Below are 16,022 nucleotides of genomic sequence, written 5' to 3' on the forward strand. Positions count from 1 at the left end.
CCTCAGGGCCGTGCGGCGCGGCGCGACTGGATCACGGTGATCGAGGGCGCCTCCACCACGCGGTCCCCGCCCATCCGCTTCGCCTCATGCAGCGCGGCCTCGGCCGCGCCGAGGAGCATGGAGGAATCCGGCAGGGTGGCCGGCATGGGCTGGACGGCCGCGAGGCCCAGGCTCGCGGTGATGCGTCCGCTCTCGCTGGCCGAATGGGGGATGGCGGCGGCGGCCACGGCCATGCGGACGCGCTCGGCCACCTCCCGCGCTCCTGGCCCATCGGTGGCGGGAAGGAGGATGGCGAAGCTGTCCCCACCGTGCCGGGCCGCCAGGTCGGCGGGGCGGCGGATGGTCAGGTCCAGCGTCGCGGCCACGAGGCGCAGGGCATCGTCTCCGGCGAGGTTGCCGCAGCTTTCGTTGAAGCGCCGGAAGCGGTCCAGGTCGAGCAGCAGCACCGCCATGGCGCATCCCTCCCGAGCGCTGCGGTTCCATTCGATGTCCAGCGCCTCGTGGAAGCGCCGGCTGTTGGGCAGGCCGGTCAGCCCATCGGTGGCGGCCAGCGCTGCCATGCGATCATCCAGCGCCTTCCGCTCGGTCACGTCGCGCGCGATCGCCAGCCAGGCACCGGGGCTGCCCTCTGCTTCAAGGCGACGAAAGCTGAATTCGATCCAGCGGTAGCTTCCGTCCGGGCGCGGCATGCGGGCCAGCGCATCGGCCCGGGAGGCCGGGCCGATGGCCGTCTCCCAGGCGGCGCGGAAGGCCGGGCGGTCCTCGGGCTCGACCAGGCCCTCGAGCACGCGGCCCTTCAGCGCCCGTGGCGGAAGGCCCAGGAGGCGAAGGGATGCGGCGGAGGCCTGGTGCACCCGCCCATCCGGGCCGAGGCGCAGGATCAGCTCCGTGACATGCTCCGAGACCAGGCGGGCATGTTCCTCCTCGGCCGCCAGGACGATTTCGGCGTGGCGCCGGAGCTGGGCCTGGCGCAGCCACGCGGCCCCGAGAAGAAGCAGGAGGGTAGCGAGCACCAGCACGGAGAGGCCGCGCAGGATGGCGCGATGGGTCCAGCCGGCCAGGGCTTCATCCAGCCCGTATCCAACAGAAAGGGCCAGCGGATATCGCTGGCCGGTCTCATAGGCGCCGATCCGCTCCAGCCCATCCACTGGCGACAGATAGCGAAAGGTGCCGGATCGTCCTTGATGCAGCCTCTCGCGGAAGGCGGTCCGGCCCAGGATCGGGCTGCCCAGCATCGCCTCGTCATTGGGGAAGCGCGCGATCAGCCGCCCATCGGTTCGGAGCAGGGCGACCGCGCCGCTCCCTCCGATCGCAAAGCCCGAGAGCGCGCGCGTGAGGGAGGCGCCGTCGAGTGCGGCCACGACCACCCCGCCGAAGCGGCCGCTCCCTTCGTCGAAGCGATGGGAAATGGTGACAACCCACTGGCCGTCGAGCCGGCTCCGGGTCGCGGTCCCGAGCTTGGAGCCAAGCTCCGCATCCTCCCGATGGGCACGGAAGTAGTCGAGGTCCGAAATGCTGATCCCCGTCTCCGTGCCACGCAGGGAGGTGACCAGCAACATGCCGTCTGGCCCATAGACGGAGAGGTTGCGAAGCCGCGGGTGTTCCAGGGTGGAGCGGCGGATCAGCCGCCCCGTCTCGGCCAGTGCGGCCGGCCCCGTTCCTATCTCGGCGAGCTGGCTGGCAATGCCGGCCGCGGCCGCATCGGCCCTGGCAATGTCCTCCTCCAGGTCCCGAAGGAGCGCGCGTGCGAGGTTTCCGGCGCTGGCCTGCACCTCCCGGATCCGGGCATCGCGGCTCTGCCACTCGGCCCAGCCCTCGAAGCACAGGGCAAACATGGCGAGCAGGATCAACGTGCCGCCCGCAAGCTGGCGGAAAGGGCGCGCGCGGCGTGACGGCCGGGGGCTGGCAGACGCAGGCAAGACGAGGTCCTTCGTGACGCGCCGGGTGGGCATCCCGGCTGCCAGATCCTTGCGGAATCAGCGGCCGGAAAGAGCGCCGCTTATCTCCCGAATGCCGGGAGCAATCCAATAAGAATGCTACCACTGGTTGTGTTTTGTGATCGGCACGTCTTTTTTTCTTCCGGGCCGGCGCGGGTCTCCTGGCCGACCTCAACGGCGGCGGGGCGGCAGCGTTAACGGCGTATCAGGCTGGAAGGGATCAAGCAGGATGGCAGATACTCCAGGGGCCGGGAGCAAGGCGCAGAGCACCGGCGCTCCCGCAGGGCGCGCGCCGGACGGCATGCTCGCCCTAGGGCTGGTAGGCGTGCTGGTCCTCGGCGGCTTTGTGGCTTTTGCCCTGATTGCATCCATCGGCTGATCCCCGGCCGCCGCTGAACCCGGCAGCGGGCGCCGCTTCCAGAGGGGGGTGGCCAGAGGGCTGGCAGGCCCGGCCGTCATCGCCTGCCGGCGTCGTCGGCCCTGGCCCCTTCTGCCTCCGCGCCCGGGGAGAGCGGGACGGCGATGTCGCAGACCAGGCCCGTCCTCTCCCATTCCAGGGTGACCGATCCGCGTAGCTGGCCCCGCACCGTCCCCTCGAGCAGGCGCGAGCCGAAACCCCGGCCGCCGGGTTGCTCCACGGGCGGGCCGCCGCTCTCCTCCCAGCGCAAGTGAAGAACCGGCGAGTCCACCATCTCCAGGCGCCAGGACACGGCGACCTTCCCGGTGGGTGTCGAGAGCGCCCCGTATTTCACCGCATTGGTCGCCAACTCATGGAAGGCCATGGCCAGGGGCTGCGCGGCGCGCGCCGGCAGCGCCACGGAAGGCCCGCGCAAGGTGGCGCGCTGGCCCTGCTTGAGGAAGATGTCCAGCTCCCCCGTGAGCAGCGCCCGGAGATTGGTGCCCGCCCAGCGCTCATCCGCCAGCAGCGACTGGGCCCGGGCGAGGGCCGAGACGCGCCCTTCGAGCGCCCGCTTGTAGCTTTCCAGATCCTGCGCCTGGGTCAGCCGCACGGCCGCCTGGAGCACGGCCAGCGCGTTCTTCGCCCGGTGGTCCACCTCGCGCATGAGAAGCGACTGGCGCTCCTCCGCCTCCTTGCGCTCGGTGATGTCCAGCAGCACGCCGACGATTCTCTCGGGCTGGTCATCCGCGCCGAAACGCACCTCCGCGCGCATCAGGTGCCAGCGCAGGGAGCCATCCGGCCGGAGATAGCGGTACTCGGCCTCGAGGAAGCGCTCGCCGCGCGCCATCGCCGCCTCGCCAATGGCCTGCACCCGTTCCTGCTCGCCCGGCCAGTAGCGCGCATGGATTTCCTCGATGCCCGGCGTCGAATCCGCGGGGAAACCGAGCAGCTGGTTCAGCTCCCGCGACCCGGCCACGCGCCGCTCGGTGATATGGTATTCCCAGGCTCCCATGCGCCCGGCCTCGACGGCGAGCCGCAGTCGGGACTCGCTTTCCCGCAGAGCCTCCGTCGCCTGGTGCTCGGCGCTGCGGTCGCGGAAGGCGACGCCGAGCCCGCGGGCGGTCGGGAAGGCCGTCACCTCGATCCAGCGTTCCGGATGGACCAGCCCCGCCCGCGCGATCCGCCTGGGACGGCGGCTGGCCATCACCTCCTTCAGCAGTTGATCGAGCCAGGTGCCGCGGGTCTGTGGCAGCACCTGCCAGATGCAACGCCCGAGCGCGGCCTTGATCTCCACCCCGTAATAGCTGGCGCAGGCCTGGTTGAAGGTGAGGAAGCGGAATTTCTCGTCCAGCTCATAGGCGTTGTCGCCGAGCGCCTGGAAGAGCGCCTCGCTGGCCAGGTCATGCGGCTGCGTCCGGTCCGGCCGCCCCTCCGCCGGGGCCGTGCCCTTCGCAAGGGCTTGCCCGATCTCCGATGTGCCCGTGTCCGGGGTCAAGTCGCGGCGGGCCCACCCGCCGCGGACGGCGCCGGCCTGGGGTGGGCAAGGGCATGAGGCATGGTGTTGCTGCCTTGCTGCGGGACGTTTCTCTCTGCGAAGCACGTTAGCGCCGCCCGGCGCGCATGCCGAGCCCCATCCATCGCCCGGCGCGGGCCATTCGGCATGCCAGGACCGGCGGTCGCGCATCCCGGGGGAGTGCGATAGGATCGGGCTTACGCCATCACCCCGGTCCATCTGGTCATGCCCTTCATGCCCTTTCCCGTCTCCATCCCGCGCCGCCTGGGGCTGGCCGGGCTGATCGGGGCGGTCCTGCCGCATGGCGCGGGCGCGGCCGGGCTGCCCGAGCCAAAGGGGCGCGTGATCCTCACCATCAGCGGGGCGGTGGCGAACACGAACCGGGACGGCCTGGCGCTGTTCGACCGCGAGATGCTGCTGGCCCTCGGCCTCCGGCGCTTGCGGACCTCCACCGCCTGGACCGATGGCGTGCTGGACTTCGAGGGCGTGCTGCTGCGCGAGTTGCTGGCCCGCGTCGGCGCGACCGGCACCACCATCCAGGCCATGGCACTGGACGACTACGAGGCGCGGATCCCCCGGAGCGATGCCGAGCGGCACGACGTGCTCCTCGCCCTGCGCGTGAACGGCGCCGACCTCACGCCGGACAACAAGGGGCCGGCCTGGATCGTCTATCCGCGCGACTCCGTGCCGGCCCTGCGCTCGCCGCTCTACGACCATCGCAGCGTGTGGCAGATCCGGGAGCTGCGCCTGCTGTGAAGCGCCTCGCGGCGGGAATCCGGCGGCGGGGCGGCCCGCTGCTCGCCGGGCTGGCGGTGGTTTCCTGCGTTGTCTTCTTCGCCCTGGGTTGCCAGCGCCTGATCTATGTGGAGCGCGACCTGCAGGTGCAGGTGGGCGAGAACCTGGTCTGGGAACTCGGCCACACGCAGATCGAGGCGGTGCGCCTGCTGGATACGGCAGGGCGGCGCCTGGCCGGCAACCCCGCGGTGGGGCCGGACGAGATGGCGCTGCGCTTCAACGTGCTGGCCGTGCGTATCGGCGCGCTTCGCGAGGGCGTGCTGGCGCGGCGCCTGGCGCGGGTGGAGGCGCTGGAGGCGGTGAGGGCGCATGCACGCGCCATTCTCGCGCTGCGTTCCGACATTGTGGCGCTCGCGCCCGGCGATGCGGGGACCGAGGGCGTGCTGCGCGCGGCGGTGGAGCCGCTGGTCGCCACGCTGCGGCGCATCAGCAACCAGGAAATGCTGTCCGACCTGCAGCAGATCACCCGCATGGAGGAGGAGCGCCAGCGCGTGCTCCGGCAACTCGCCTTCTGCGGCCTGGGTATCGTGGCGAGCGGCGTCGTGCTCGTGGGCTTCCTTGTCCAGGGCTGGCGGGCCGCGATCCGGGCGGAGGCCTCGCTGCTGCGGGAGAGGGAGCTGGGCCGGCTGTATCGCGGCTTCGTTTCCGTGGTCTCGCACCAGTTCCGCACGCCGCTGGCAATCATCGATTCCAGCGCCCAGCGCATGGCCCGCCGCGGAGACGCGATGAATGCGGAGGAGATCGTCGCCCGCACCGGCCGCATCCGCGATGCCGCGCGCCGGCTCGTGCGGCTGATGGAGAGCACGCTGAATGCCGCGCGGCTGGAGGCGGGGGAGCTCACCCCCAATGCCAGGGAATGCGACCTGGCGCTGCTGGTGGCGGAGCTCTGCGCCGTGCAGGCGGAAGCGGAGCCGGCCGCGTGCCTGGACGTGAAGGTGGATGCGCTGCCCGTGCTCCGCTGCGATCCCGCGCTGGTGGAGCAGGCCGTGGCGAACCTGCTGTCGAATGCGGTGAAATACTCGCCGCCGGGATCGCCGGTCGAGGTGCGGGGCTGGACCGGGCCGGGCGGTGCCGCCGTGCTTTCCATCCGCGACCGCGGTCTCGGCGTGCCCGCGGAGGAATTGCCGCATCTCTTCGGGCGCTTCTACCGGGCCAGCAATGTGCAATCCATGCCGGGCACGGGCATCGGCCTGGCCTTCGCGCGCCAGGTGGCGCGGCTGCATGACGGCGACATCACCGTTGCCAGCCGCGCCGGGGAGGGGGCGACCTTCACCCTGCGCCTGCAATCCATGCCGCCGGCCGCGGCCCTGGCCGCGCAGGCCGCCTGAGCCGGGCGCCCCTTCATTCCTGGGGTGCCCGCCTGCCGCCCGTCGCTGCCGCCAGTGCGATCATCGACAGGGCAGAGAGCAGCGCGATGGCGACCATGCCTTCCGCATAGCCGCCGAGGCGCTGCCAGAGCCATGCCATGCCGATCGGCCCCGCCGCGCGGGAGAAGGCGCCCGCGGCGGAGAGGATGCCGCTGATCGCGCCATAGCGCGCCGTGCCGAACATCAGCGCCGGCAGGGCCCCGCGCACCACCGTCATCACGCCATTGGCCGCGCCATACAGGCCGACGGCCAGGGCGAGCGGGAGCGGATCGGAGAGCAGCGCCAGGGCGAGGAAAACCGGCGGCAGCGCGCCGGTCGCGATCAGCCCGACCGTGCCCACCGGAAGCCGCCCGCCCCCCGCGAATTCCGCCACGCGCCCGGCCACCTGCGCGATGCCGACAAGCGACGCGATGGCCGCCGCGGAATCTCCGAGCCCGCGCTCATGCAGCAGCGGTACGAGATGCACGGCGATGGTGGAGCTGGAGAGTCCCAGCGCCGCATAGACGAAGAGCAGGGCCCAGAAGCGCGGCTGCCGCCAGGGCAGCCCGAACTCACGCCCGGCCACGGTCTGTGCCGCGGCGGAGGGCTTCGCGGGGGCGGCGCCGGGCAGCAGCAGGCGGTGCGGCAGCGCGCAGGCCAGGTTCAGCAGCGCCAGCGCACCGCAAGCCTCTCGCCAGCCGAGCCACCCGACCAGAAGGCTGGTGAGCGGCCAGAAAATGGTGCTTGCCAGCCCCCCGGCAAAGGCCACGAACGCGATGCCCCGCCGGGCCCCGCCGGCGCCAAAGGCGGCGGTGATGGCGGCGAAGGCGGCCTGGTAGAGGGTGGCCGCCATGGTGGCCCCCAGCCCGATCCAGACGGCATAGAGTTGCCAGGGCGCCTGCACCTGCCCGGCCAGCCAGAGGCCGATGCCCGCGGCCAGCGACCCCACCGCCATCACCCGGGCGGCGCCGAGCCGATCCAGCATCAGGCCCGTCAGCACCGCTGCTCCGGCCTCCGCGAGCAGCCCGGCGGAGAAGGCCCCGACCACCAGTTCCACCGGCCAGCCCGTTTCCGCCACCATAGCCGGCATGAGCACGGAGAAGGCGTAGAAGAGCGATCCCCAATGGATCACCTGGGTGATGGCAAGGGTTCCCGCTACGCGCCAGGGCAGCGCACCGGTCTCCTGCGCCGCGCTCACGGCCGGTTCTTCAGGCGTGGTGCGTTGGGATGCGACATCAGCATGGGAATTCAGTGCTTTCGGAAGCGTTGCGGCCCTTGCCGCGGCGCTTCTCATCGTCATTCCAGGCGGTGCTGGACCAAAGAAAATCTTTTGGATGCCGCGCATTCGGATAAGTTGCGCCTGTGGAATCGCTGACCCTCCGCCAGATGCGCACCTATCTCGCCGTCATCGAGACCGGCAGCGTCTCGGCTGCCGCGCGGCGGCTGGGCATGACCCAGCCTGCTGCCAGCCAGCAGCTGCGCGAGATGGAGCGCCGCACCGGGCTGCGCCTGCTGGAGCGTGCCGCAGGCCGTGCCTTGCCCACGGCAGCCGGGGAGGCGCTGGCGGCGCCCGCGCGGCGGGCCCTTGCGGCGGCGGAGGAGGTGGAGGCGGCCGCGGCGGCACATCGGGAAGGAGATGCGGGGCGCGTGCGGCTGGGCACGGGCGCAACCGCCTGCATCCATTTGCTTCCGCCCGTGCTGACCGCCGTGCGGCGGCGCCATCCGGCCCTTGAGATCACCGTCGCTACCGGCAACACGCCGGAAATCGCCCGCCGCGTGGAGGAAGGGGAGCTGGACATCGCGCTGGTGACCCTGCCGGCGCCGCGCAGCCGCGCCCTGCATGTCACGCCGCTGATCGAGGACCGGCTGGTGGCGCTGCTGCCCCAGGCGCTCCTGCAAGGGCTGGCCATGGATGATCCGGGGCCCGTCACGGCCGCCGCGCTGACCCGCCTGCCGCTGATCCTCTACGAATCCGGCGGCACCATGCGCGGCCTGGTGGATGCCTGGTTCGCGCAGGCCGGCGTGGCGCCGCATGTGGCGATGGAACTGGGGAGCATCGAGGCCATCAAGGGGCTCGTGGCCAGCGGCCTCGGCGCTTCCGTGCTGCCGGGGCTTTCTCTGGGCGCGGCCCCGCCCGGCACCGCGCTGCGCCCCCTCCGCCCGGGCCTGTCACGCCAGCTCGGCATCGTGCTTCGCCGGGAGAAAACCCGGGATCGCGGGCTTCGCGCGCTGGTGGAGGAGCTGGAGAGGCTGCCCGGTCGCCTGGCGGGCTAGCCCGCGCCCGCTCGGCTCAACCGCTATGCTGGCGCTGGTAGCGGGCCGGCGAGATGCCCTCTCGCCGCCGGAAGAAGCGCGAGAAATAGGCGGGCTCGAAACCCAGCGCATAGGCCACGCCGGAGACGTTGCGCGCCCCGTGGATGAGCAGGCGCCGGGCCTCCGCCATCACCCTCTCATGCACCAGATCGAGCGGCGAACGGCCGGTGACGGCCCGGCAGGCGCGGGTGAGGGTGCTGCGGCTCACTCCCAGCCGGGCGCAATGGGCATCCAGGTCGGAATGGTCGCGGAAATGGCGCTCGATCTCCTCGCGGAAGCGGCGGATGAGGGCGGCCTGGGTCGTGGCCGCCTCCGCCTCCGCGTCCCGGCCCCGGCGCAGCAGGGCCAGGAGAAGCAGGACATGACCCGCCAGGGCCGCGTCCCGTTCCGGGCCGAAGCCCTGGAAGGCCGCCTCCATCCGGGCGAAGGCGTCGTTCACCTCCTCCACCAGCCCCTCCCCGACGGCGGGCGCGAGGCTGGTGAGCATGGGCGGGGTCTGGGCGCCGCCCGCCAGGCGGTCGCACTGGCCCAGGAAGCCGGCGGCGACGGTGAGCACATGCCCGTCGCTGCTGGGATGGTAGCGGAAGCCATGCACGGTGCCGGCCGGGATCACATGCAGGACGGGGGCGGTGAAGCGCCGCTCCGGTCCCTCGCCCAGCAGGGTGCCGCCGCCGCGGCGGATCCAGAAGAACTGCCACAGGTCGCGGTGGCGATGGGGGCGGATGCTCCAGTCATGCCGCGAGCTTCGCGTGGCCAGGGCTTCCAGATGAACCGGTTCCAGGCGCGCGCGCGGCTCCGCCTCCCCATAGAGGTCGAAGGAGGGGAAGCCCGGCTCGGGCGGCGGGGATGCCGGGGCAGGGCTGACCGGAAAGTCCAAGGATCTGCCTCGATCGTGCATGGAAATCGCCCTCGCAGGGTCTGATATCATGCACAAGACCGGAAGGGGGGAATGCCGTGCGGGATCGCACCCAGGTTGCCATCATCGGCGCCGGCCCTGCCGGGCTTCTCCTCTCCCAGCTTCTGCACCGCGCCGGGGTTGATTGCGTCGTCCTGGAGCGAAAGTCCCAGTCCTATGTGGAAGGCCGCATCCGGGCCGGGGTGCTGGAGCAGGGCACGGTGGAACTGCTGGAACGGGCAGGGGTGGCGGACCGCCTGCACCGCGAGGGCCTGCCGCATCACGGCTTCCGCATGGCCCTGGACGGCGAGTTGTTCCGCATCGACATGCATGGGCTGACCGGCGGCAGCTCCGTCACCGTCTATGGGCAGACGGAGGTCACGCAGGACCTGATCCAGGCGCACCAGTCCCGCGGCGCCCCGCTGCATTTCGAGGCCGAGGATGTGGCCCTGCATGAGCTGGAGGGCGGCCGCCCCCATGTGACCTACCGCCATGGCGGCGCGGAGCACCGGCTGGACTGCGACTATGTGGCCGGTTGCGACGGCTATCACGGCGTGAGCCGCGCCAGCATGCCCGCCGATCTGCTGCGCGTGTTCGAGCGCGTCTATCCCTTCGGCTGGCTCGGCATCCTGGCCGATGTGCCCCCCTGCGACGACGAGCTGATCTATTCCAACCATCATCGCGGCTTCGCCCTGGCCAGCATGCGCTCGCCCACGCGCAGCCGCTACTATGTGCAGGTGCCGCTGACGGAGAAGCTGGAAGACTGGCCCGATGAGCGGCTCTGGGACGAGCTGGCGCTGCGGCTAGGCCCCGAGGCTGCCGCGCGCATGACGCGCGGGCCGGCGATCGAGAAGAGCATCGCCCCGCTGCGTTCCTTCGTGGCCGAGCCGATGCGCCATGGGCGCCTGTTCCTGGCGGGCGATGCCGCGCATATCGTGCCGCCCACCGGCGCCAAGGGGCTGAACCTCGCCGCCGCCGATGTGGGATTGCTGGCCGAGGCACTCACCGCCCGCTACCGCAGCGGCACCGTGGCGGAGCTCGATCTCTATTCCCAACGCGCCCTCGCACGGGTCTGGATGGCGGAGCGCTTCTCCTGGTGGTTCACGGGACTGACCCACCGCTTTCCGGAGATGGATGACTTCGCCCGCCGCATGCAGGTGGCGGAGCTGAGCTACATCCGCGCATCGGCCAGGGCACAGGCCGTGGTGGCGGAGAATTATGTCGGCCTGCCCCGTGCCTATGCGCTGGGCGCGGGCATCGCGCCCCGGCCCGTGGTGGCGGCGTGAGGACGCGGATGCAGCGGAGAAGAGAGACGCCCCGATGAGCGAGATCGTGCATGGCTTCCGGCGGCCGGGGGCTTCCACCCAGCCGCCGCTGAACTCGCCCTCTTATGGCAGCACGCGCGCGCGCCATCCGCAGCAGCCGCTGCTGGAGCTGCCGCACACGCTGACCGAGACGAGCAGCCCCATCTTCACCCCCGCGCGCTACCCCGAGACCGGGGACCTGACGGTGCTGGAGAACGGGAAGGGCCACGCGATGGGCGAGCGCATCATCGTCGCCGGCCGGGTGCTGGACGAGGATGGCCGCCCCGTGCGCCACGCCATGGTGGAGGTGTGGCAGGCCAATGCCGCCGGGCGCTACAACCATGAGGGCGACACGCATGACGCCCCGCTGGACCCGAACTTCCGCGGCATGGGCCGTGTCTTCACGAATGAGGATGGCTGGTACCGCTATGTCACCATCCGCCCCGGCGCCTATCCCTGGCGGAATCATGCGAATGCCTGGCGCCCGAACCACATCCATTACAGCCTGTTCGGCCACGGCTTCGCGCAGCGCATGATCACCCAGATGTATTTCCCGGGCGACCCGCTGCTGCCGCTGGACCCCATCTTCAACACCGTGGCGGACGAGGCCGCGCGCAACCGCCTCGTCTCGACCTTCGACCTTGAGATCACCCAGCCCGAATGGGCGCTGGGCTACCGCTTCGACATCGTGCTGCGCGGGCGCGAGGCGACGCCGATGGAGGATGGCCATCATGACTGAGGCGACGCCGGAACTCGCGCCTTCCAACGCCCTCGTCGCCTCCGCGCACCAGACCGCCGGGCCCTATTGGCACCTGGTGGACTTCCCGGAATGGGCGGACACCACGCGCCACTTCGCCGATGCGCTGCCCGAGGGCGCCGAGCGCATCACCCTCACCGGCACCATCACCGATGGCACGGGTGCGCTCGTGACGGATGCGATGGTGGAGATCTGGCACGCCGATCCTGCCGGCCGCTATCCGGACCAGAATGGAGATCCCAACGCCTTCCAGGGCTATGGACGCTGCGCGACCGACAAGCAGGGGCGCTTCCGCTTCGTCACGCTCAGGCCTGGCCCCGTGCCGGTGGGGCCGCATGCGGGCGGCAATGCGATGCAGGCGCCGCATGTCGCGCTGGCCGTCTTCGCGCGCGGGCTGCTGCAGCACCTCTCCACCCGCCTCTACTTCGAGGGCGAGGCGCTGAACGCGACCGACCCCGTGCTGCGCGCGGTGCCGGAGGCGCGGCGCGGCACGCTCATCGCGAAGCCCATGGGCGATGGAGCATGGAATCTCGATCTCCGCCTGCAGGGCGAGGGCGAGACGGTGTGGATGGCCGTCTAGCCGCCTTGACCGGCGGGGAGGCCGCTCTAGCCTCCCCGCACGGCTTGGAGTGCGGCGGGGCGATGACATTGGCGATGAGCTGGGACGAATGGGCCAGGCATGACGCGACGGCACTCGCCGCACGGGTGCGGGGCGGCGAGGTCACCCCGGCGGAGCTGGCGGCGCAGGCCGCGGCGGGCATCGCCCGCACGAACCCCACCCTTAGCGGCGTCGTCGAACTCTTCGAGGATGTCGTCGCCGATCCGCTGAAGGATGGCATGGACGCGTCCGGTCCCTTTGCCGGCGTTCCCTATCTGATGAAGGATCTTGGCCCCACGCTGAAGGGGCGGCTGCAGGAGATGGGTTCCCTGCTCATGCGCGGGAACCGCGCGCAGGCGGACAGCTTTCTCGCCGGGCGCATCCGCCAGGCCGGACTGAACATCATCGGGCGCAGCACCACGCCTGAATTCGGCTGCTGCAGCTCGGCCGAGAATCCCGCCGTCTATGTCACGCGCAACCCGTGGAACACGGATTACACGACGAATGGTTCCTCCGCCGGCACGGCCGCCATGGTCTCGGCGGGCGTGCTGCCGATTTCCCACGCCACGGATGGCGGCGGCTCCATCCGCATCCCGGCAGGCGCCACGGGGCTGATCGGGCTGAAGGCCTCGCGCGGCGTCTTCTCCATCGCGCCCAATGCCTCGGACCTCACCGGCCTCGTTTCCATCCAGGGCTGCCACACGCGCAGCGTGCGCGACACCGCGCTTTTCGTGGACCGCTGCCGCGGCGGGGCGCCCGGGGAGTTCATGCCCTATTGGTCGGCGCCCGAGCCCTATACGGATCTCATCCGCCGCGACCCCGGGCGGCTGCGCATCGCGCTGTCGCATGAATGGGGGGATTACCGCGCGACACCGCATTTCGTGCGGGAGCTGGAGCGCGTGGGGCGTTTCCTCGAAGGCCTCGGCCATCATGTGGAATGGGCGTTGCCGCAGGTGGATTTCCGTGCGGCCTTCGCGGCGCAGACCACTTGTTACATCAGCAATTTCGCGCAGACCGTGGCGAACCTGCTGGCCCAGCACGGGCTGGACCGCCCGCCCGCGGACCGGGTGGAGCCGATCAATATCCGGATCTGGGAGGCGGGGCTGAACACCTCCTACACCGAACGCGCGCGGATGCAGGCCGTGTTCAACACCACCTCCCGTGCCTTCGGCGCCTTCTTCGAGGACTGGGACATCATCCTCACCCCCATCACCGCCCTACCGACGCCGCTGATCGGCACGACGGAGTATCTGACGATCAGCGACAATCCCTCGGTGCATGACTGGTTCGGAAATCTTTGGCGCAACTTCGCCTATACGCCGCTCGCCAATCTCTGCGGCATCCCCGCCATCTCCATGCCGCTGGGCCGGCAGGAAAGCGGGTTGCCGCTGGGCATCCAGGCCCAGGCGCGGCAGGCGAATGACGGCCTGCTGCTGCAGCTGGCCGCGCAGGTCGAGCGGGCGCTGGAAGGACGCTGGAATGGCGGGGAGCGCCCGGCCGTGCATGTGGCGCGGGCCTGATCCGAGGGGTTCTGTCCACGCGCAGGAAGGAGAGGAGCAGCGGCCGGAACCGGCCCGAAGGTAAAAGCCGGGCCGTTCCTCCGGCGCTGGGGGGCGGCAGCATGGCTGCTCTGCCCTGCGCCGCAGAGTACCGCAATTTAGCCCTGGCATCCCGGCGCGGCTGGGGCAATCTTCCGCTTTGGGCGGAGGGCGCAGCATGAGGCGTCGTCATCTCCCGGGCCTGATCGCCGGGCTTGCCCTTTCCTCCGGCCGGGTGTCGGCGGAGGGTCGTCAGGCCGGCCCCGCTTCGCCCTGGCGGCCTGCCCATACCATCCGCCTGATCGTCCCCGTGGCCCCCGGCGGCAGCCAGGACGCGACAGCCCGCATCCTTGCCCGCCCGCTGTCGGAAAGGCTGGGCCAGCCCGTCGTGGTGGACAACCTGCCAGGCGCGGCGGGAAATGTGGGCTTCCACGCAGCCGCGCGGGCCCGGCCGGACGGGCACACGCTGCTGGCCGGTTCGGATGGCCTGTCCATCAACAAGACCCTCTTCCCGCGCCTCGATTTCGACCCGGTGGAGGGGTTCGTGGCCGTCTCCTGGGTGGTGCGCGTGCCGCAGATCCTGGTGGTGCGCGCGGGCCGGGGCTGGGCGGCGGAAGGCATGGCCGGCTTCCTGCGCGAGGTGGGGCGCCGTCCGGTCACCATGGGCACCACCGGAATCGGGAGCCTGGCGCATCTGCTGGGGGAGGAGATGCAGGAGGCGATCGGCGCCCGCTGGATCCATGTGCCCTATCGCGGCGGCGCCCCGGCCGTGACGGATGTGGTGGCGGGGGTCATCGATGCGGCGCTCGTGAATATCGGCGCCGCTGCGGTGATGGTGCGCAACGGCATGCTCCAGGGACTGCTCGTCTCCTCCCCGAACCGCGTGGGGGCGCTGCCCGCCGTGCCCAGCATCATCGCGACCGGGCCGCTGGCCGAAGGGGCCGTGGGCTGGCACGGGATCGTGGCGCCGGTCGGCACCCCAGGGGATGTCATCGCGGCGCTGGATGCGGCCGTGCAGGCCGTGCTCGCCTCGGACAGCCTGCGGTCGCAGCTCCTGTCCCTTGGCCATGAACCCGTCTCGGAAAGGCCGGAGCGGCTCGCGCAGGTGATCCGCGCCGATGCGGCGCGCTGGGGCAGCGTCATCCGGCGGAAGGGTATCGCGCCGGCATGAGGCCGCCCGGCGATCCTGGGCCGAACCCGCCGTGGCGCGACAAGGCTTTCCGCAGATTGGGGACGGGCCAGGCCATCGGGCCGCTGCCCGCGCCGGGGATTCGCGCTGCTGGCAAGCCTTTGTGCTTCACATCGTCGTGATGGAAGTTCTATGCTACGCCCGGTTGGCGAGCTGACAACGCCAGGGCGCCGCCTTTCCCGGGGCGGCGGTTTGAAGGATGGGCGGCGAGAATGAAGATCGACGAGTGCGTTTCCGGGCTCCGGCCGATGGAGCGGGAAGCGGCAATGCCAGAGCAGGGCGAGGCCATCCGCGTGGCCGTGGCTGAGCTTCTGGAGGTGGCGGCCGCCCAGCGCTACCTTCTCGCGGCTGCCCTTTTCCAGGAAGTCCTCAGCGGCCTTTCCACCGATCGGCACTGACGCAACGGCCCCTCGGCCGCCTGCCAGGCGCGCCGGGGCAGGGGCACGTGATGCCTGTCCTGCCCTCGCGAATTTCCGAACCTCATCGGGCAGGACCTTGGAGGCCCGATGGCCATGCTGCCCGCCGGGGAACGGCGGGGTTCAGCCGGGCTGGTCCAGGCGCTGCCAGCCCTCGGCCTGATAGTCGGCCGGGCAACTCAGGGCCGTCGTCCTGCGGAAAATGGACTCCGGCACGCCGAGCCCCGGGGAACCCAGATAGGCCTCGCAGCGCGTCACCTGGCCCGTGCCGGGGTGGCGAAGGCTGATCATCTCCGTCCGGGCGCAGCCGACCAGGAGAAGGAGAGCCGGCCCTCCCAGGAGCATGGCCCGCATGCGCCTTACCGGGCCGTGTGCCGTTCCCTCACGCCCGCGGGCATCCGCCCCGCCGCCAAGATCCCGATCCATCACGCTCCTCCTGTCCGAACGAGATTCCACAGGTGCCGGACCCCGCCGGCGAAGCGGGGCTGCGCCGCCTCCGCATGACCGGCGGCGGGCATGCTGCGGCAATCCGAGCCGGGCAGGTGGGGCAAGCCAGGGTCAGGCATGTGGGGTCCGCGCCGTGGCGGTGCACTAACGCAGCGGAGCACGCTTCAGCCGCATGCGGCCGGTGCCGCAGCAGCGGGCCCGCCAGGGCCCGTGCCCGGGAGCAGGCTTCAGGCCTGGCTGGCGAGGAGGGGAGGCGAACGAGGCTTGCGCCCCGGAGGCATCGCCCCCGGGGTGCCATGGCATGCCGCCACGCTGGCGGCGCCAGGGTCCTGATGTCGTCGGATCAGCGCAGGCGGGGGCCGCGGCCAAGCTCGGCCTGGGCGGCCGCATAGGCCTCCTCGGCGCTGCGATAGCCGCCAGGACCGGTCTTGAAGGTCTCGTCGTCCCGGGTCAGGCGCCAGCCCCAACCCGCCGTCCGGGACCCTCGGCGCTCCACCACGATCTCCGCGGCGGGTGACGATGGCGGGGAAGGAGGGCGCGCATTCATTGCCGAGTATGGTGCCTTGGTAGTCCG

Annotated in this window: 16 protein-coding genes; 10 read left to right on the plus strand and 6 right to left on the minus strand. The window is 71.3% G+C overall.

Annotated elements, in window-relative coordinates:
• Window positions 1–2: 2 nt before the first annotated feature.
• A complete protein-coding gene (locus tag J8J14_RS11845; RefSeq protein ID WP_209379718.1) occupies window positions 3–1,952 on the minus strand; it encodes a sensor domain-containing diguanylate cyclase in 1,950 nt (649 codons plus the stop codon).
• Between the two features lie 214 nt (window positions 1,953–2,166).
• Here J8J14_RS11845 and J8J14_RS11850 point away from each other — a divergent pair, with 214 nt between their 5' ends.
• Window positions 2,167–2,316 (plus strand): hypothetical protein, encoded by a 150-nt coding sequence (locus J8J14_RS11850; protein WP_209379719.1) that lies wholly within the window; start codon window positions 2,167–2,169, stop codon window positions 2,314–2,316.
• 76 nt (window positions 2,317–2,392) lie between these two features.
• Here the strand turns inward: J8J14_RS11850 and J8J14_RS11855 are convergent, their stop codons facing one another.
• The gene (locus J8J14_RS11855; RefSeq protein WP_209379720.1) at window positions 2,393–3,832 is read right to left on the minus strand and encodes an HWE histidine kinase domain-containing protein; all 1,440 of its coding nucleotides are present in this window, start codon (window positions 3,830–3,832) and stop codon (window positions 2,393–2,395) included.
• A gap of 252 nt (window positions 3,833–4,084) precedes the next feature.
• On the opposite strand from J8J14_RS11855, the gene J8J14_RS11860 reads away from it, so the two are divergent.
• On the plus strand, window positions 4,085–4,606 hold the full coding sequence (locus tag J8J14_RS11860) for a molybdopterin-dependent oxidoreductase (RefSeq protein ID WP_209379721.1): 522 nt from the start codon (window positions 4,085–4,087) through the stop codon (window positions 4,604–4,606).
• Window positions 4,603–5,973, plus strand: coding sequence for a sensor histidine kinase (locus J8J14_RS25620; RefSeq protein WP_209379722.1), 1,371 nt, complete (start codon window positions 4,603–4,605; stop codon window positions 5,971–5,973). Before J8J14_RS11860 ends, J8J14_RS25620 begins: the two co-directional genes overlap by 4 nt.
• Window positions 5,974–5,986: 13 nt before the next feature.
• Here the strand turns inward: J8J14_RS25620 and J8J14_RS11870 are convergent, their stop codons facing one another.
• A complete protein-coding gene (locus J8J14_RS11870) occupies window positions 5,987–7,189 on the minus strand; it encodes an MFS transporter (protein WP_209379723.1) in 1,203 nt (400 codons plus the stop codon).
• 164 nt (window positions 7,190–7,353) lie between these two features.
• On the opposite strand from J8J14_RS11870, the gene J8J14_RS11875 reads away from it, so the two are divergent.
• The gene (locus J8J14_RS11875; RefSeq protein WP_209379724.1) at window positions 7,354–8,265 is read left to right on the plus strand and encodes a LysR substrate-binding domain-containing protein; all 912 of its coding nucleotides are present in this window, start codon (window positions 7,354–7,356) and stop codon (window positions 8,263–8,265) included.
• A gap of 16 nt (window positions 8,266–8,281) precedes the next feature.
• Here J8J14_RS11875 and J8J14_RS11880 read toward each other — a convergent pair whose 3' ends face one another.
• Window positions 8,282–9,181, minus strand: coding sequence for a helix-turn-helix domain-containing protein (locus tag J8J14_RS11880; protein WP_209379725.1), 900 nt, complete (start codon window positions 9,179–9,181; stop codon window positions 8,282–8,284).
• 77 nt (window positions 9,182–9,258) lie between these two features.
• Between J8J14_RS11880 and pobA the strand changes: the two genes are divergently transcribed.
• From pobA to J8J14_RS11910, 6 genes are all read left to right on the plus strand, one after another.
• Window positions 9,259–10,485: a 4-hydroxybenzoate 3-monooxygenase gene (gene pobA, locus J8J14_RS11885; RefSeq protein WP_209379726.1), complete on the plus strand. Its 1,227-nt coding sequence runs from the start codon at window positions 9,259–9,261 to the stop codon at window positions 10,483–10,485.
• A gap of 34 nt (window positions 10,486–10,519) precedes the next feature.
• A complete protein-coding gene (pcaH, locus tag J8J14_RS11890; RefSeq protein ID WP_209379727.1) occupies window positions 10,520–11,242 on the plus strand; it encodes a protocatechuate 3,4-dioxygenase subunit beta in 723 nt (240 codons plus the stop codon).
• Window positions 11,235–11,840 (plus strand): protocatechuate 3,4-dioxygenase subunit alpha, encoded by a 606-nt coding sequence (pcaG, locus tag J8J14_RS11895; protein ID WP_209379728.1) that lies wholly within the window; start codon window positions 11,235–11,237, stop codon window positions 11,838–11,840. The genes pcaH and pcaG overlap by 8 nt, the downstream gene beginning before the upstream one ends.
• Before the next feature lie 74 nt (window positions 11,841–11,914).
• Window positions 11,915–13,378, plus strand: a complete 1,464-nt coding sequence (locus tag J8J14_RS11900) for an amidase (protein WP_245215704.1) — start codon at window positions 11,915–11,917, stop codon at window positions 13,376–13,378.
• A gap of 196 nt (window positions 13,379–13,574) precedes the next feature.
• Complete coding sequence (locus tag J8J14_RS11905; protein ID WP_209379730.1) at window positions 13,575–14,567, plus strand: Bug family tripartite tricarboxylate transporter substrate binding protein; 993 nt, start codon at window positions 13,575–13,577, stop codon at window positions 14,565–14,567.
• 230 nt (window positions 14,568–14,797) lie between these two features.
• Window positions 14,798–14,983 carry a hypothetical protein gene (locus tag J8J14_RS11910; RefSeq protein ID WP_209379731.1) on the plus strand — a complete coding sequence of 62 codons (186 nt, stop codon included), beginning with the start codon at window positions 14,798–14,800 and terminating at the stop codon, window positions 14,981–14,983.
• A 141-nt stretch (window positions 14,984–15,124) separates the two neighbouring features.
• On the opposite strand, the gene J8J14_RS11915 is transcribed toward J8J14_RS11910, so the two are convergent.
• Window positions 15,125–15,427 (minus strand): hypothetical protein, encoded by a 303-nt coding sequence (locus J8J14_RS11915; protein ID WP_209379732.1) that lies wholly within the window; start codon window positions 15,425–15,427, stop codon window positions 15,125–15,127.
• 364 nt (window positions 15,428–15,791) lie between these two features.
• Entirely contained in the window at window positions 15,792–15,944 is a 153-nt protein-coding gene (locus J8J14_RS11920; protein WP_209379733.1) for a hypothetical protein, read from the minus strand.
• Window positions 15,945–16,022: the final 78 nt, after the last annotated feature.

The sequence above is a fragment of the Pararoseomonas baculiformis genome, from assembly GCF_017813395.1.
GTDB classification, from domain to species: Bacteria; Pseudomonadota; Alphaproteobacteria; order Acetobacterales; family Acetobacteraceae; genus Roseomonas; species Roseomonas baculiformis.

What these genes read in the sequence shown, in the direction of transcription:
- J8J14_RS11845 (WP_209379718.1), bottom strand. Translation starts at nt 1,952, where the DNA reads ATGCCCACCCGGCGCGTCACGAAGGACCTCGTCTTGCCTGCGTCTGCC.
- J8J14_RS11850 (WP_209379719.1), top strand. Translation starts at nt 2,167, where the DNA reads ATGGCAGATACTCCAGGGGCCGGGAGCAAGGCGCAGAGCACCGGCGCT.
- J8J14_RS11860 (WP_209379721.1), top strand. Translation starts at nt 4,085, where the DNA reads ATGCCCTTTCCCGTCTCCATCCCGCGCCGCCTGGGGCTGGCCGGGCTG.
- pcaH (WP_209379727.1), top strand. Translation starts at nt 10,520, where the DNA reads ATGAGCGAGATCGTGCATGGCTTCCGGCGGCCGGGGGCTTCCACCCAG.
- pcaG (WP_209379728.1), top strand. Translation starts at nt 11,235, where the DNA reads ATGACTGAGGCGACGCCGGAACTCGCGCCTTCCAACGCCCTCGTCGCC.
- J8J14_RS11900 (WP_245215704.1), top strand. Translation starts at nt 11,915, where the DNA reads ATGAGCTGGGACGAATGGGCCAGGCATGACGCGACGGCACTCGCCGCA.
- J8J14_RS11905 (WP_209379730.1), top strand. Translation starts at nt 13,575, where the DNA reads ATGAGGCGTCGTCATCTCCCGGGCCTGATCGCCGGGCTTGCCCTTTCC.
- J8J14_RS11910 (WP_209379731.1), top strand. Translation starts at nt 14,798, where the DNA reads ATGAAGATCGACGAGTGCGTTTCCGGGCTCCGGCCGATGGAGCGGGAA.
- J8J14_RS11915 (WP_209379732.1), bottom strand. Translation starts at nt 15,427, where the DNA reads ATGGATCGGGATCTTGGCGGCGGGGCGGATGCCCGCGGGCGTGAGGGA.